Source organism: Vulcanisaeta sp. JCM 16161 (assembly GCF_001316285.1).
Genome location: NZ_BBDO01000002.1, coordinates 241,610 through 257,199, shown reverse-complemented (window position 1 = coordinate 257,199; position 15,590 = coordinate 241,610). Strand labels below are relative to the sequence as shown.

General features: G+C 44.6%; 16 protein-coding genes and 7 pseudogenes. 12 read left to right on the top strand and 11 right to left on the bottom strand.

All coding sequences use genetic code 11. The features are described 5' to 3' along the window. Window positions 1-280 precede the first annotated feature (280 nt). Entirely contained in the window at window positions 281-697 is a 417-nt protein-coding gene (locus JCM16161_RS15025; RefSeq protein WP_243669099.1) for a hypothetical protein, read from the top strand. After that, the gene (locus JCM16161_RS15020; protein ID WP_243669097.1) at window positions 675-1,064 is read left to right on the top strand and encodes a hypothetical protein; all 390 of its coding nucleotides are present in this window, start codon (window positions 675-677) and stop codon (window positions 1,062-1,064) included. The genes JCM16161_RS15025 and JCM16161_RS15020 overlap by 23 nt, the downstream gene beginning before the upstream one ends. A 131-nt stretch (window positions 1,065-1,195) precedes the next feature. Here the strand turns inward: JCM16161_RS15020 and JCM16161_RS15015 are convergent. From JCM16161_RS15015 to JCM16161_RS15000, 6 genes and pseudogenes are all read right to left on the bottom strand, one after another. Beyond that, window positions 1,196-1,240, bottom strand: a pseudogene (locus tag JCM16161_RS15015) (hypothetical protein); the annotation flags it as partial. Then, entirely contained in the window at window positions 1,225-1,536 is a 312-nt protein-coding gene (locus JCM16161_RS15010; protein WP_243669173.1) for a zinc ribbon domain-containing protein, read from the bottom strand. The pseudogene JCM16161_RS15015 and the gene JCM16161_RS15010, both read right to left, overlap by 16 nt. Window positions 1,537-1,541: 5 nt before the next feature. Next, window positions 1,542-2,703 (bottom strand): annotated as a pseudogene (locus JCM16161_RS03805) (thiolase domain-containing protein). A gap of 247 nt (window positions 2,704-2,950) precedes the next feature. Next, window positions 2,951-3,586 (bottom strand): hypothetical protein, encoded by a 636-nt coding sequence (locus tag JCM16161_RS03800; RefSeq protein WP_243669095.1) that lies wholly within the window; start codon window positions 3,584-3,586, stop codon window positions 2,951-2,953. Continuing rightward, entirely contained in the window at window positions 3,522-3,857 is a 336-nt protein-coding gene (locus tag JCM16161_RS15005) for a hypothetical protein (protein WP_243669093.1), read from the bottom strand. Before JCM16161_RS15005 ends, JCM16161_RS03800 begins: the two co-directional genes overlap by 65 nt. A gap of 134 nt (window positions 3,858-3,991) precedes the next feature. Continuing rightward, window positions 3,992-4,854 (bottom strand): annotated as a pseudogene (locus JCM16161_RS15000) (phenylalanine--tRNA ligase subunit alpha). Between the two features lie 744 nt (window positions 4,855-5,598). Here JCM16161_RS15000 and JCM16161_RS03790 point away from each other — a divergent pair. The 8 genes from JCM16161_RS03790 to JCM16161_RS03765 all read left to right on the top strand — a co-directional run bounded on the left by JCM16161_RS03790 (window position 5,599) and on the right by JCM16161_RS03765 (window position 10,403). Further along, window positions 5,599-6,393 (top strand): electron transfer flavoprotein subunit beta/FixA family protein, encoded by a 795-nt coding sequence (locus JCM16161_RS03790; protein ID WP_054855058.1) that lies wholly within the window; start codon window positions 5,599-5,601, stop codon window positions 6,391-6,393. Next, window positions 6,393-6,638: a hypothetical protein gene (locus JCM16161_RS03785; protein WP_054855033.1), complete on the top strand. Its 246-nt coding sequence runs from the start codon at window positions 6,393-6,395 to the stop codon at window positions 6,636-6,638. The genes JCM16161_RS03790 and JCM16161_RS03785 overlap by 1 nt, the downstream gene beginning before the upstream one ends. Further along, complete coding sequence (locus tag JCM16161_RS03780; RefSeq protein ID WP_054855032.1) at window positions 6,635-7,315, top strand: electron transfer flavoprotein subunit alpha/FixB family protein; 681 nt, start codon at window positions 6,635-6,637, stop codon at window positions 7,313-7,315. Before JCM16161_RS03785 ends, JCM16161_RS03780 begins: the two co-directional genes overlap by 4 nt. Window positions 7,316-7,326: 11 nt before the next feature. Then, window positions 7,327-8,142 (top strand): hypothetical protein, encoded by an 816-nt coding sequence (locus JCM16161_RS14995; protein ID WP_243669091.1) that lies wholly within the window; start codon window positions 7,327-7,329, stop codon window positions 8,140-8,142. Further along, entirely contained in the window at window positions 8,076-9,188 is a 1,113-nt protein-coding gene (locus JCM16161_RS14990; RefSeq protein ID WP_243669089.1) for a (Fe-S)-binding protein, read from the top strand. The genes JCM16161_RS14995 and JCM16161_RS14990 overlap by 67 nt, the downstream gene beginning before the upstream one ends. 36 nt (window positions 9,189-9,224) lie before the next feature. Beyond that, the gene (locus tag JCM16161_RS14985; RefSeq protein ID WP_243669087.1) at window positions 9,225-9,452 is read left to right on the top strand and encodes a hypothetical protein; all 228 of its coding nucleotides are present in this window, start codon (window positions 9,225-9,227) and stop codon (window positions 9,450-9,452) included. Next, window positions 9,416-9,892, top strand: coding sequence for a Kae1-associated serine/threonine protein kinase (locus JCM16161_RS03770; protein WP_243669085.1), 477 nt, complete (start codon window positions 9,416-9,418; stop codon window positions 9,890-9,892). The genes JCM16161_RS14985 and JCM16161_RS03770 overlap by 37 nt, the downstream gene beginning before the upstream one ends. Window positions 9,893-10,001: 109 nt before the next feature. After that, window positions 10,002-10,403 carry a 30S ribosomal protein S15 gene (locus JCM16161_RS03765; protein WP_243669084.1) on the top strand — a complete coding sequence of 134 codons (402 nt, stop codon included), beginning with the start codon at window positions 10,002-10,004 and terminating at the stop codon, window positions 10,401-10,403. A 6-nt stretch (window positions 10,404-10,409) separates the two neighbouring features. Here JCM16161_RS03765 and JCM16161_RS03760 read toward each other — a convergent pair. The 4 genes and pseudogenes from JCM16161_RS03760 to pgk form a co-directional block, all read right to left on the bottom strand. Next, window positions 10,410-10,843, bottom strand: a pseudogene (locus JCM16161_RS03760) (UPF0179 family protein). A gap of 17 nt (window positions 10,844-10,860) precedes the next feature. Next, the gene (locus tag JCM16161_RS03755; protein WP_054855030.1) at window positions 10,861-11,916 is read right to left on the bottom strand and encodes a M42 family metallopeptidase; all 1,056 of its coding nucleotides are present in this window, start codon (window positions 11,914-11,916) and stop codon (window positions 10,861-10,863) included. Between the two features lie 44 nt (window positions 11,917-11,960). Continuing rightward, a pseudogene (locus tag JCM16161_RS03750) lies at window positions 11,961-13,006 on the bottom strand (type II glyceraldehyde-3-phosphate dehydrogenase). A gap of 3 nt (window positions 13,007-13,009) precedes the next feature. Beyond that, a pseudogene (gene pgk / locus JCM16161_RS03745) lies at window positions 13,010-14,142 on the bottom strand (phosphoglycerate kinase). 206 nt (window positions 14,143-14,348) lie between these two features. Between pgk and JCM16161_RS14980 the strand changes: the two are divergent. Then, window positions 14,349-14,591 carry a hypothetical protein gene (locus JCM16161_RS14980; RefSeq protein WP_243669081.1) on the top strand — a complete coding sequence of 81 codons (243 nt, stop codon included), beginning with the start codon at window positions 14,349-14,351 and terminating at the stop codon, window positions 14,589-14,591. Beyond that, on the top strand, window positions 14,552-14,947 hold the full coding sequence (locus JCM16161_RS03740) for a hypothetical protein (protein WP_243669171.1): 396 nt from the start codon (window positions 14,552-14,554) through the stop codon (window positions 14,945-14,947). Before JCM16161_RS14980 ends, JCM16161_RS03740 begins: the two co-directional genes overlap by 40 nt. Here JCM16161_RS03740 and JCM16161_RS03735 read toward each other — a convergent pair. Beyond that, a pseudogene (locus tag JCM16161_RS03735) lies at window positions 14,920-15,553 on the bottom strand (30S ribosomal protein S3ae). The gene JCM16161_RS03740 and the pseudogene JCM16161_RS03735 overlap by 28 nt on opposite strands. Between the last annotated feature and the right edge of the window lie 37 nt (window positions 15,554-15,590).

Below are 15,590 nucleotides of genomic sequence, written 5' to 3'. Positions count from 1 at the left end.
AATTCCAGCTTTAATGTCTCCTCGGATACCATTGTTTAGGTATTGAAACTGGCAGGGATATTTAATTAACAGTTAAAATGTTGACGTTATAGTCCTGCTATTAATATTCTCACGGGTACAGGTAGATAAATTCATACCATTAATGCATCAGGACAGTATTACTAAGAAACAATTCTAAGGTAAAGGTTCCATTGAGGTATTTTGGCTTAGTATTGATACTGATATTAGCGCTATTTTACAGGTTCACTGCAAATAAATCATGCATAATAACTAATCATTAATGCTTAATATACAGAGGAGTATACCGATACCAAGGATAAGCCTTGAGAAGCTCATAAATTATATACTCGTGGTTGGTGAAAATCCTGGAATTAATTGCTCCGCAATTAAGGATAGAGGTCTTGACATTGGTAAGGGTAGGGGTGATATAACGAGGTTCTTTCAGAGGATTGGGTTGGTAGAGGTTTATGGGGATTGTAACATTAGGTTGACGGACACGGGTAACACGCTATATAGGGCTTTGAATAGGGATCTTGCTTTATCGAAGATGCTGCTTCATCTAATACTTTATAAGGAGTTGCCTCATTACCGATTGTTAATAAACCTAATAAGTGAGGAGGGGCCTATTAACATTGCCGAGCTTCATAAATTAATAAATCAAAAAAATGAGGGATTTGTCACCAACCGCATGGCTTAATGAGGTTGCTTTTAAGGCGATTATTGGGCTTGCAACGGACCTCGGCGTGGTGGAGGTGGTTAATGGGGAGGTTAGCATTAAGTACACGGCGTCTGTGAGCGAATGCATTAGAAGGGCGATGGCGTCCATAGGCCCTCAAAAGGTCTTGAGAATCGATGATTTAAATACCTGCATTAAGCAGTCATTAGGAGGTATTGATATAAAGCAATCCCTAATTAATAGCCTGGATGGTTGTGTTGAGCCAATAATAGCCCCTGGACCCCTGGGTCCTAAATCCACGTACTTCAAGATATTAAACGAGGATTGCGTGGTTAAGCAAGTCGTTAACACCATTTTAAGTAAGTCAGTGCTAGATAGCAATCATTAGCATTGCTTATTCTTTAGTTGGAGTGTTATTATGTACTTATTGTGCTTCTCAATGTAGGTTGTGCCGAGTATTACCTCATCACCAACCCTAACGCACCTCTCATCCTTAACATTGACTAGCCAGCCCATGACCCTAACATCACCAACCCTCGCAATGGCGATTATGTAGGGTTCAAAGTCCTCATAACCCTGAGGTCTTGAGTAAACCCTGGTGAAGGTCTCAAGGACGCCCTCCCTAGCAACTCAATCCACTCAACATCACTTGAACCACAATATGGACAGTCGGCCTGCGGTGGATAATAAACCGCACCGCAGGACTTACACCTAGTTGCGTATATCCTGCCCTCCTTAAGGCCATCCCAATACTTAACGGTCTTACCAATGGGTATCTTATGCCTATAGACTATTGGTACCGAGTCTATGGTAGGTCCCTCAGCCTTAACGGTCTTCCTACTAGGTTTCTTCTCTGCCATTCCCATCACCTCCTCAGTATTGTCACATAGCCGTAATGACCAGTACCACCAATATTATGGGCAAGGGCTATGTACCTCTTCAAAGGCGCCTGCCTACCACGCTCCCTCTCCTCCCTCAACTGCTTAACCAACTCATAAATCATAGCAAGACCCGTGGCCCCAAGCGGATGGCCTTTCCCAAGGAGCCCACCGCTTAGGTTAACGGCAACCTTACCGCCAATATCGCTCTGTCCCTCCTCAATGAACTTACCGCCCTTGCCCTTCTCAACAAAGCCTAGGTCCTCGTAGGCCATGATCTCTGCTATTGTGAAGCAATCATGAACCTCAGCAACCTCGACATCCCTCGGTTCAATGCCAGCTCTCCTATAAGCCATTTGGGCCGCTATTCTTGTGGCCCTTAGGCTCACGTAATCCTCACGCCTAGTTATATTTGATGTGTCAGATGCATAGCCTATGGCTTCAATCCATACTGGGGTGTCAATATGTAACTTCCTAATTACATCCTCACTGGCCACTATGGCGGCTGCGGCACCGTCGGTTATTGCCGAGCAATCATAAAGCTTTAATGGCCATGCAATGGGTCTCGAGTTAAGTACGTCCTCGACAGTCACCTCAAACTGGAACTGAGCCTTTGGATTCCTAGCAGCATACTTGATTTTTAACCCTAACCAGGGCCAGCTGCTCCTCGGTAGTTCCGAACTTAGCCATGTGCGCTGTGGCGTATAGGGCGTAGTATGCCGGAAATGTCGTACCGTAGAAGTGATACTCCCAGAGGTAATTACCGCCTCTACCGCCGACGGCAAGTGACGTTGCTGTGTCAACCTCATTCATCTTCTCCACACCAATGGCTAGGGCCACGTCCACAAAGCCTGAGGCAACCATGTTGTAAGCCACGGCCAACGCAGCACTACCAGTGGCGCAGGCAGCCTCGACCCTAATAGGGCCCTTCTCACTAAATCCACTATACTCATTAACAGGAACTGCCGGATATAATTCATAGGTCCTGGTGCCAGCGCTACCGACAATCGATATCTCTATATCCCTCTGCGTCAAACCTGCATCCTCAAGGGCCTCCTTAACAGCCTCCCAGGCAAGCTCCTGAATCGTCACGTCATTCCTAACACCAAAGACAGACTGACCAACACCAATAATGCCGACCCTACGCACCTGGGCGCCTTAGTGAGGATCTAAATAAGGCTACTCCCTGAGTATAGTATTTATTGTTATATAGCATTACTGCGTCATAATATTACTCTTTTTATTCACTTGTTATTTATTGCCGTATTATGAGTTACGGGTGATGGAATTCCCATTTGCTGAGATGGTCAATAATCCCTGGATTAAAATACTTAGTAAGTACCTACTCAGAAGGATCGTGAGGCCCTTAGAAAGGTTGACATTGTCCAGTTATAGGTCATATAATTATCGTAACCAGGTATATGAGTGGGATGGACCCGAGCAGTATTGGTATTGGTAGTGCCGGCGCATACTTCTTGATTGGTAATAAGTACTTAAACGTTATGAAGAGACCAATGAGTATCCCAATCAGTGAAGCAATTGAAGCCAGTGCGCCCTGAATTAATGTGAAGTTATGACTAACGTATTGAAGCATTGTTAATGAGACCAGCGTTGCGTATAGCACCAGGTCACCAACGCCAATGCCTATACCATCCATGTCCAGGATCAACCCCCTGAGCAGTGGGTACTTACCTTCACCGTACTTAGAAAGCTCAGTAACTAATCGGCCAAGTAATCCCCTATACACCATCACTATGTCATAGAGTGGTAATGCAACTAATAATATTGCCAAGGTCCATGCAGGTAGGGCTATTGTGAATATTACGCCGGCCATGGAACTATACGCACTTATTGCCAGAGCTCTAACCACGGTGTTCCTAGCCCTAATTGCTGCGTACATGATTAATGCACTTATTATGATGGCCACCACGAATATTAATGCTGGGTAATTAATTAGTGGTCCTATGTCATACCCATACGCGTAGGTCATTGTGTAGAATAAAACGGAGCTTATTATGACGATGGCCAGCAATATGTTTTTTTAGGGTCTCGAATGTCCTTATTAACCTCCGCTTTATTAACTTATAAATTATGTATGTCGCCACGATCATTATCACTATGATAACAGCCACATTATACAGGCCGGCGCTTGACGTGTTCACTGATTGAAATGGTGGACCCGCCGGAACCTGGGTCTCGCCAATGTTGATTAATCCTAATATGAGGAGTACCGCTATTATTGGTGATGTTAATGGCAATATTAAATGCGCCGACTTAATGGCATGCTCCTCACTCCTTGACACAGGTCACTACTAACCTCTTCAAGATTTATAACCTTAACTAACTTCAGCGGTTTAGATTATTTATGAACCTCGAGAAGTTCGTCCAATAACCCTTGATCGTATTAATATCCCTGGAGAATAAATCCCTGATGTCTTCAATGTTCATGAGTATCATGCGATCCTATCAAGCCCATACCAAACGCCAAAACCCTACTTTTTCTAAGGCCGAGTGGCATCACGACCTCGGGCCTGAATATTCCTGAACCGACGAACTCTATCCAACCAAGCTTCTCATGGTATGCATAGCCCTCGGCAGACGGACTTGTGAATGGGAAGTAGGCTGGCTTAAACATGACCTTCTTCAATCCCATACCCCTCGCCAAAGCCTCGAGCACTCCGAGCAAGTGCTTAAAGCTTAGGTTCTCACCAACCACAATGCCATCAGCCTGGTGAAACTCCATGGAGTGCTTCGGATCGAGAACCTCAGGCCTAAAGACCCTATCAATTGTGAATGCCCTGTACTCACCATCGCCACGCCTATACAAAGTCCTTACGGAGACTGACGTGGTTTGGGTCCTAAGCACAAGCCTAACAGCCCTACCCGGTCCCACTTATAGCCCCAGCCCCTTGAGCCAGTTATCCACCCATCCTCATGGGTGCGCGCAATCCTACTCATTAATTCATTATCGAGTATTTTACCCGTGCTTGGATACTTGAGGAAGTACGTGTCGTGAATCTCCCTGGCAGGGTGGTCTTGCGCTTGAAACAGCGCATCGAAGTTCCACAGTTCGAGTTCCACGTGTGGTCCGTAGACCTCCTCAAAACCAAGCGATATGAAGACCTCCTTAACAAACTTAATGAATTCTGAGAAGAAGTGCTTGGTCACAATGGGTGCCTGAGGCGTTGGTATTGTCAAATCAAACCTCTTAATAACGACATTTCTCCAGGCGCCACTCGTTATTAATTCAGGCGTTAATGCTGTAACCACAACGCCAGCCTTTAATAAGCCCCTATCCATGAGGTTACGTGCCTCATCGGTTATTAATAACTCGATTATACTCCTCTCCCTCACCCTAGCAATATCCCTTTTAAGAAATTCCTGAATGATAGACCTTAAATCGTTAGGAGCCTCATCCTCAAATATCCCATTCCTAATTTGACTAAGTATATCCTGCCTATTAATCACGCTGGTAAGCCTATCCGGCGAGGTCGCCTCAATTACGCCCCTATTAACCCTTATGATGCCCAACCTACTCAATGATGATATTGCATAGTTAATTTCATTAGGCGTTAATGAAATACCGTATTGCTTAGCCAGGTTGGGTACCTCACTAATGGTGGGTTTACACCCGCAATTAAGCAATACCTTAGCCAGCCTAACCTCGGGCAATCCATCCTCAAGGTACTTCCTACCCTCCTCCGTTAATTCAATGACCCTCCTTACAACCTTATTAATTCGAATTAAGCCCAGGTTCTCAAGTTCGGCAATACTCCTCATTAATGAATTAACATCGGTACCTAACTTAGACGCAATATTGTCAATCCTTACGGGTGTTGTACTATCCCTTAATATTTTCAGTATGTCAAACTCCTGCTGTGGTAATATCAATTCCCTATTCCTATCCTCACTCATTAATGTACGTGATAAGCAATACTCATATCTTATAAGGATTACTTAAGGGTGATGCGTACTCTCCTGGGCAAATATATAGCATAAATAATGGATAATGCTAAAAAAAACTCATATCAAACCCTAACCACAATGGAGATATTAGCACTTGTAAAACTGGCTCTCGATACGGGACAATTAAGGGTTAGCGAGACGAAGGTGGATATTGAGGCCACACCGCTCAAGATAAGCGATATTGATAGAAACGCGGTTGAGGAGGCCGTTAGAATCAAGGAGAAGGCCGGTGGCAGGGTCAGGGTAATAACCGCACTTAAATACGGCCCACTGGCAAAGAGACAGCAGGAGGCCGAGAGCCTACTCAGGGAGGTGTTGGCTATGGGCGCTGATGAGGCTTATATAATAGCCGATAATGCACTCATAAATAGTGATCAATTACTAACGGCTAAGGCCATAGCCGCGGCGGTAAGGAAGTTGGGCAATTATGACTTAATAATAGCCGGTGAGGCAACAATAGATGGTTATACGAGCCAGGTAGGGCCTAGGGTTGCGGCTGAGCTCGGGATACCTGTAATCTCCTTCGTTAGAGAGTTGAAGGTTGAAGGTAATAAGGTAATTGCGAAGCGTGACCTTGAGGAGGCCGTGCAAACCGTTGAGGCTCAATTACCAGTCTTAGTGACCGTTACTAGGGAAATAAACGTACCAAGAATACCACCTTTACTCCAGATTAGGGCGGCAATGAAGAAACCCATAAATAGACTAGGTCTTGCTGACCTTGGGATTTCCGTAAAGTCACCCGTTGAGGTCGGGAACGTAGTGCCGATTCAAGTCAAGAGGAAAGGTGTGATTATTAAGGAGGGGAGTGTTGATGAAAAGGTGGATAAGCTGGTTCAGGCATTGGTTCAGGAAGGCATAATAACCCCGAGGTGATGGGCATGGCGAAGGTCCTCGTAATAGGTTCAATAAATGATCTAGGATTGATAGGTCTGGCGCAGAAGTTGGAGAGCTCAGAGATTCATTACCTATTACTTGGGGCTGGGGATGCGTCCCAATTAGGTAAGTATGGAGTGACAAAGGCCTATGTATTGAGTACTCAGGTTGATGAGGCATCGTTCTCGGAGACCCTTGTGGATCTAATCAATGTTAATAATTACTCGGCAATAGCGTCCCAGTGAGTAAGTTCTTCAAGACTGCAATCGCCATTGCTGCGCAAAAGTTGTCAGCGCCACTAATAGTTGATGTGATTGACCTAAAACAGAGCGGTAATATCTTTGAGATTACGTATAATGGTATTGGAAATAGGGCCCAGATAACCGTTAAAGTAACCGATAGGGTATTCCTAATGGCACCACCAGCACGTTTTAAGCCAGTTGAGAAGGCCACTACGGTATCTACGGAAACACTGCAACCTAAGGTCGTCCCCAGCATTAGGGTTGTTTCTACTGAGGAGAAGCCTAAGGGTAAGGTTAGGATTGAGGATGCTGAGTTGATTGTTTCCGTGGGTAGGGGCTTTAAGAAGCAGGAGGATCTTAAGCTCGCCTTTGAGTTGGCTGAGGTTCTTGGGGCTGAGATTGGTTGTTCAAGGCCAATAGCCGCAGACCTTAAGTGGCTCAGTGAGGACCACTGGGTTGGGTTAAGCGGTCATAAGGTCAGGCCAAAGCTATACATGGCAATAGGCATAAGTGGACAACCACAGCACCTGGCCGGAATGATGGAATCTAAGACGGTGGTTGTTATAAACAACGATCCCAACGCACCATTCTTCAAGAATTGTGACTATGGCATTGTTGAGGACCTCTATAAGTTTGTACCTGCCTTAACGAAGAAGCTCAGGGAGTTACTTAAGAGGTGAGGGATTAATTTATGGATCAAATTGCCCTAATTCGCCTACTTTATTCGCTATATACGGTAGATTTGGCATTAATAATAGCATTAATAGTTAGACTATATTATGAGGTTAGGATAAGTAAGATGCGATTATCCATAGATCGCTTAATAAACTTCGTTAAGTACGAAATTAATGGTATAAGGAGAAGTTATGTTGATGCGCTTCACTTCTCAATATTAGGTGGTGTTTCTTTATCAATGCTTTATACACTTCTCTACCCATGGATTTACAGGTATGTCATTGCGCATTACGTGATGTTCGCCATAGCCGTACCATTCATTGCAGGATTACTGGCGGCATTTGCATGGAGGGTGCAGGTTTTTATTCGGGCAATTAACGTACATAACTTCCTGGGAGTGTCCCAGGATTTCAGAGGTAAATCACTGACGCTCCAGGGAATTCTCATGGCCATAATATTGCTAACTACGTCAACCCTCGTATTGACAATATTGCCATCATTATTCTATATTGACGTTAAGCTAGCAATAACAATAGCCGACTATTTACTTATTGTGCTATTCTATGCAAGACCTGAGGTTAATTTATTCATGGACTTTGATAGGGGTCTGCCCAATATACGTATGCCGTTTAATATTAAGGATGTGATTAATGGTAAGGTCGATGCAAGCCAGGTTAAGATGGGTGTTGAGAAGTTGAGTGAATTTGAGGACTATGAAATTCACAGCTTTAGTTCATGCGTTGAAATTGGAGCTTGTGAAGAAGCATGTCCCGCGGTTGCGGCTGGCAGGCCTTATCGCCAAGGGTGCTCGTTAGGAAGCTTGCATTGCTGAGGAATTCCGCAGGGCTTGAAGCTGATGCCTTTAAGGTCATAAATGAGGATGAACTATGGGCATGCACAACCTGCGGTGCATGTACGTACAGCTGCCCAGTCGGTGTTAGGCATATAGACATAATAATGGATCTTAGGAGGAAGCTCGTTGAATTGGGAAAGCTTGACCAGAAGAAGTCTAACTTACTCCTGAACTTATCCCAATACAATAACTCAATGGGTATGCCCAATTACGGTAGGCACGACTGGCTTAAGGAACTTGGCGTTAAGACTGTTCAAGAGAATCCAAGCTTTGAGTACCTGCTCTGGGTTGGTTGCATGGGTAGTTTTGATAATAGGGCTAGGGAAATAATCACGTCATTAATAGAAATACTGAAGGTTGCAGGACTCCTAGATAAGATTGCAATACTTGGTGATGAGGAGACGTGCTGTGGAGATCCAGCGAGAAGACTTGGTGAGGAAGGTAGGTTTCAGGAATTGGCACTTAATAACATTGAGTTATTTAAGAAGTACGGCGTTAAGAATATAATAACAATATGTCCTCACGGCTATAACGTCTTTAAGAACGACTATCCAAAGATTGATCCTTGGATGGGCAATGTGAAGGTGATTCATCACTCGGAGTTCCTTGAGCAGTTAATAAATGATGGCAAAATAAACGTTGGTCGGAATAACACAGTCTTTACGATACACGACCCATGCTACCTAGCCAGGTATAATAATATCACTAAGCCTCAAAGGGTCATTGTTAATAAGATTGGTAACTTAAAGGAGGCTAAGAAACATGGCGCTCAAACATTCTGCTGTGGCGCTGGTGGCGCTAATTATTGGTATGATGTGCCTGAGAAGAAGAGGATTAGCCATATAAGGCTTGAGCAGTTAATGGAGACGAATGCTCAAACGATAGTCACACTATGCCCATTTTGCAATGCCATGCTTACCGATGCTGCTAGGGTGAAGGGTGTTGAGGATAGGGTTAGAATACTGGACATATCCGAGATTGTTAAGGCCTCATTAATAAAGCCGGAGGAGGTTAAGGCTTCCTAAAGTAAAAATTTTCAACTTAAATTAATCCCTAATTTAGTGAGTCGTAAGCCAATAGCAATTGGTGCGGAGGCCGTGCTTTACCTAGAGGATTGGCTTGGGATGACCGTGCTCGTTAAGGAGAGGGTACCGAAGGGCTATAGAAGGGCTGAGTTTGATAATTATATTCGTAGATTGAGAACCATTAATGAGGCAAGGGCCATGCTAAGGCTAGGGAGTTGGGCATACCCGTGCCCAGGATATACGATGTTGACCTGGTCAACATGAGGATTAGGATGGAGTACCTAAATGGAGTGCCGTTGGTTAAGTTCTTAATGAGTAATGAGGGGCTTAATGATAAGGTCATTAATTACGTAAGAATAATGGGTAATTACGTAGGTATACTGCATAGGGGTGGGATTGTGCATGGCGATCCAACACCGGCCAATGCATTAGTAGTCGATGATAAGCTATACCTCATAGACTTTGGACTATCGGAAATCCTCGGTAGACCGCCTAATGCGCAGGACATTAGGATGCTATATAAGTTGGCCCTTGACCTTAACGTAACCCTGAGGTCATTTGAGGCATTACATAAGGACCAAAGTAATTTCCTATTCACAGAGTTCCTTAATGGGTATAGGAGTGCCATGGGGCCTGAATTAACGGATAGGGTTAAGTCAATGGTTAATAGGATAAGGAGGATGGTTAGGTATGCCGTTAGGTGATTGCCCAATTACTCTCACGAATAAATAAGCTTTAAAACTTCTCTGTGTATCGTTAGGCGTGCCTCACCGTAGCAGGCATAAGCGAGGTAAGAGTGGAAGTACAAGGCCTGTGTCTAAGGTAACGCCTTCATGGGTTTCATACACGCAGGAGGAGGTTGAGCAATTAGTCGTTGAACTGGCCAAGAGGGGTTTCTCACCATCGATGATAGGCATAATACTTAGGGATCAATATGGAATACCGCTGGTTAAGCCAATACTTGGTAAGAGCATCACCGAGGTGTTGCAGGAACACGGATTGGCACCACAAATACCTGAGGACCTAATGAACCTAATTAGGAGGGCTATAAAGATTAGGAAGCACCTTGAGGAGCATCCAAAGGACCTGAGCGCTAGGAGGGGCTTAAACCTGGTCGAGTCTAAGATACATAGGTTAATTAAGTACTATAAGCGTGTTGGTAAGCTACCGCAGGACTTCACCTACACGCCTGAGGCATTCTCAATGCTCGCATAATGAGACTTAATCAAGCGGTATTACCTCAGCGAGCACGTAACCCTCATTATCACACCTAATTCGCCCAGTCTCCCTCACAATCTTCACCTTAGTACCATCCTTGAGCACATTATCGCTGGGCAGGTACCTCTTAGCGTCATTACACGTAATTAACGACTTCGTATATGTAACAACGACCCCCTCTATGAACAACTTGGTTGGTATTGGGATAATTATTGGGAGTTCTTCAGCAATTATTGGGACCATATCCTCACCCGTTAAAAGGCACTTATTTGGCTGTGGCAAGCCAACATGCCTAACCTCAACAATTCTATAAACCCTACCTGGCTTAAGCTAGCCACGCATATGTTGAATAATTTACATTGCCTGCATTCATTTGGAATTGAATATAGCCTGAAAGTCTTACCAACAACAGCCTGTTCCCTACCAATCAAGGTCATTACCCTCTTGGTCTCCATCACTTCCCACTCATTAGGGCCTTGTTCCTAACTAGGTTAAGATTTAGCAATAGAATTCTCAATAAATTTTCAACCTGCTCCACATCATTTATACTAATTAGCGAGGCTGGTGAGTGGATGTACCTTGCGGGAGTTGATATTACTAGTGATGGTACACCAGTGCCGTAAGTATGCACCACACCGGCATCCGTACCGCCATACGGGTTAACCTGAACCTGATACCTAACATTACTACTCTCAGCGAGTTCCATAGCCACAGACAATAATCTAGGGTTAGCTATCATGGACCTATCATACGCCCTCAACGCAGCACCACCGCCGATCCTCGTTATCCAAACATCCTCACTGCTTGTTGGTACATCGGCAGCAACCGTAGTCTCCACAATAAATGCCATGTGAGGGTTGACCTGGTGAACGACGGCATTGATACCCCTAAGACCGACCTCCTCCTGAGTATTCCATGAGAAGTACAACGATACATCGCCATCAACCTTATTCCTAATGTCCTTAATTACGTCTATTAAAACCGTACAACCAACCCTATTATCAAATGCCTTACCAATAGCCACGGAACCCCTCAGCCTAAAATTACCCACGAACGTGCCTGGAACGCCAGGCATTATACCATTCTTTAAGGCCTCATCCTTACTACTAAAGCCTGCATCAACATACAGCTCCTCAAACTTTGATGGAGGCTTCTCCTTACGTAAATGCGGTGGGTCAACACCAACAATACCAACAACATCGCCATTTTTACCCATAAACACTAACTCCTTATCAAGGAGTGTCCATGGGTCTAGACCACCAATAGGTATTATTCTTAGAAAGCCCCTTTGGTCTATGTGGGAAACCATAACGCCAACCTCATCCATATGGGCACTGATCAGGACTTTGAATGGGCCATTACCAACCCTAGCAATTAGGTTTCCCATATTATCAGTAGTGACCTCATCTACATAATCGCTTATGAAGTCCCTAATAACTCTCCTTACCCTATCCTCGAAGCCCGAGGGGCCTATCTCCGTTGATAATCGACTCAGTATGTCTATGTCCATACAAGTACGGGGATTATTCGGGCTTAAAAGCTTTGAATCTGTGATTAAGAAAGGTTGTAATTCTTACCTGTGGTTACGAGATTAAGCGCCAAATCAGTCTTCCTAATAGAGTCCCACTTACTGGAGAGTTTAAACATGGCCCTTACGGCATCTATGTTCTCGGGAACTACAATACTTTCCTGGTGAACACCCTGCATAAGGAATAACTCGTTCTGGAACACCGTTATTGAGTCCTCGATTACCGCGTTCTCCATAACATCGCCCCTAAGCCTACCCACATCCCTAGCCCACTCAATTATTTGTGCAAGTGACTCGAACTTTCTCGATGATGAGCTAAACAATAGTATCCTAGGGGTCTCCTCAAGAACCTTCATAACCTCGCCCCTACTTACCTGCCCGTCAAACTCTATGTTGACCATGTGTAGGTGCATCATGGTTGTGGGTACGGCTACCGCCATGGTGATGATATCGATAGTGGGTATTACCGTCTGTACATCAGGTCCATGATGACTGGGCACGGTTGCTGGGTTGAATACTACGTCGTTGATGGGCCCCTTCTTAAACTCCCTGGGATCTGCACCCCTCCTTACTAGGTATGCCCTGACCCTCCTTATTTTATAACCATGGATTAAAAAGGCGCTTATTAGTCTCGAGAGTGCGGTCGTGTTGCAACTAACGACCCTCACAAACCTCTTGCCAATGGCCATGTCGTAATTAGCAAGCGCGTTAAAACTCACTTCGGCAACCTCGCTTCCTCACCTCCCTGAAATATGGCCCTTAGCCCCGATGGTTCATAGATCCTTGACCTATTCTCAGCGCCAACACCATCTGGTGTGGCGTCGATGATTACGTCTACATCTTTTATAAGGTCGTTGACAGTCCCCGCAACCTTAATTCCAGCCTTTTCAAACTTGCTGATTCTATCCTCATAGGTGTATAACTTAATGCCCTTACTTATGGCGACCTCACCCTCGTAATCAGGTGTTTGCTTAATTACGCCAATCAGCTCCATGTCATCCATCCTCATTACTGCATCAGCAACCCTCTTACCAATCGTTCCATAACCCATTATGCCAATCCTCACAGTCATGGCTCACACCCAGAACCTAGATTTGGAAAGCTCGAGGGCCTTAATACCGGGTAGGTATGGGTCTGCCAAGAACTGGATGAATGCCCTACCACCAGTGGACACGTGGCTTATTCTATTTATTAACCCGAACTTCCTGGCGGACATTATCGTATGACCACCGCCAATTACCGTGAATTGTGCATTATCAACCATAGCCTCATAACATCCCTAGTACCCACCGCAAATTGATCAACTTCAACCAGGCCGAGCGGTCCTGTCATTATTGCGATATCGGCTGTCGCAACGTACTTACTAAATAAGTCAATGGTCCCAGGACCTATATCGAGCATTGACTGCGCATTGCTTGGTTCGACGACCTTACCATCTGGCTGAACAGAATCGACTGGAAGCACCACCTTATCATTAAATAGCTTCATGATATCCATAGCGTCATTAACCGTGCCCTGGTCAACCTTAACATTGCTAAGCAACTTATTATTACCATGTCTCAGGGCAAGGAACAATTGACCAACCAGACCGCCGACCAACACCTTACTAACCAGGTTTTTACTAAGCAATGCCTTAATGGCCTTAACGGTTTCGGGAACCTTTGCGCCGCCCGCGATTAATACCGTGGATACGCCCCTCGTACTTAATACCTTACCCAATGCATTGACCTCGCTCTCCATGATAAGCCCCATACAGCTTGGTAGTACGTATGGAAAACCAACAATACTTGGCTGTGACCTATGCGCCGTGGCGAACGCGTCAAGAATGAAGTAATTAAATAATGGCGCCAACCTCCTCACTAGGTACGTATTCGCAAGTTTCTGCGGCTCCCCCTCAATAACCTCTTCACTAATGAACCTGAGGTTATCGAGCATTAATACCTCGCCGGGCCTTAACCTACTTATTTCCTCACGTGCCTTGGGCCCCATTACATCATCTACGAAATGCACCTCCATGCCCAGGTACTTACTTAGTACCTTAGCGTGCATTTCAAGGGACACAAACTCTGGATCTCCGGGCCTACCCTGATGCGTCACTACGACGACGGGCAAACCTGAATCAACTAGGTGCTTAATAGTCCTTGAGTGAGCCTCAATCCTATACTCATCAAGTATTTCGCCGGAGTCCCTATTTATTGGGACGTTCATGTCAACCCTAACTAAGACCCTGCCCTTACTACATAGGTTTATTGTTGGAAGTGAACTGGGTAAACTGGGTAAACCCATACTACTCAGTTATGATAGGTAGTATATTTAAAATTTTCCTACCATAGTAATAATTATAATTATTAATAATTTACAAATTCACGGAGAAAGCAAGATTTTTAATCCGAGGAGACTATGTAAATGGGAACATGATAAGTGACTACATGAAGGGAGGCTTCAAGCTCGTGGTTGAGAAGAATAGGTTGAAGGCAATCAGCGATTCGGTAAAGGCAATCGAGGAGGAATTTGGCGTTAAGGTAATGGTTGATAATGATAAAGGTGAGGTCACGATAATCCCAGGCGTTAATACAAACTTTGATCAGTTAATGAAGCTAAGAATATCATTGAGGCCATTTCATACGGCTTTGACTATAATGACGCTCAAAACCTAAGGAGCGATGATTATACCCTTGAGATAATTGATTTGAGGGACTACATTAATAATAAGGATAAGTCCAACCACATCAGTAGGATCAAGGCTAGGATAATTGGTGAGGATGGTAGGGCTAAGAGGGTTCTCCAGGAGTTAACGGATACGAACATAGTGATTGGTGATAAGTACATAGCGATTCTCGGTCTTTATGAGAACGTTAAGGTTGCCAGAGAGGCCATAGAGATGCTCATCCGAGGTAGGCAACACGCCACTGTGTATAGGTGGATTCAGAATTGGAGGAGGGAGAGTAGGTATAGGGAGTTGATGGAGAGGTTGAGCAGGACTTATTACGAGGAAGGCGAGGAGGAGGGTTGAGACTCAGCTGTTGTTTCTGTGACCTTAACCTCCTCACCCACGGGCTTGACCTCACCACCTGTTGGGTACCTCAATACCTTTATCTTATAAACCTCAACCTTCCTCAGTGGATATATCTTCTTACCAACAGCAAATAATTGATTACTTACATCGCCAAATACCGCGGCTTTTATGAACCCGTTAAAGTCAACCTTACTCGCAAATTCATTCAAAGTCTTAGAAAATTCCTTCCTAATTGCCCTTTTTTTGGCTTGACTTGCACCTTGTTGGTGTCATGGCGAGTACTGTGACCCTAAGCAATGCGTTATCCGTGGTATTTATGTCCTGTATTAATTGAATCAAGCTTGAACCCCTCCTGATCAAGCTCTTTATATAATCCCTAGTTAATTCCATGCCCTTAAACCTCGTATAAGTCTTCTCGCCCTCAACCCTATCTATTTGAAATCTCAACTTTATATGAAGGTGACTAAGATCCCTTGTTATATCAAATAATGTTACCTCTATTGTCCTACCAATAAGCGCGTTAGGCTCGTTGGCAGGCACCTCACCAATCTCTATACCATTGAATAACGCAGGCGCATACACCGTAAACCACTTCTTAATCATCCACTTACCCGTCTTAGCCTGCTTCTGCTCAGACACG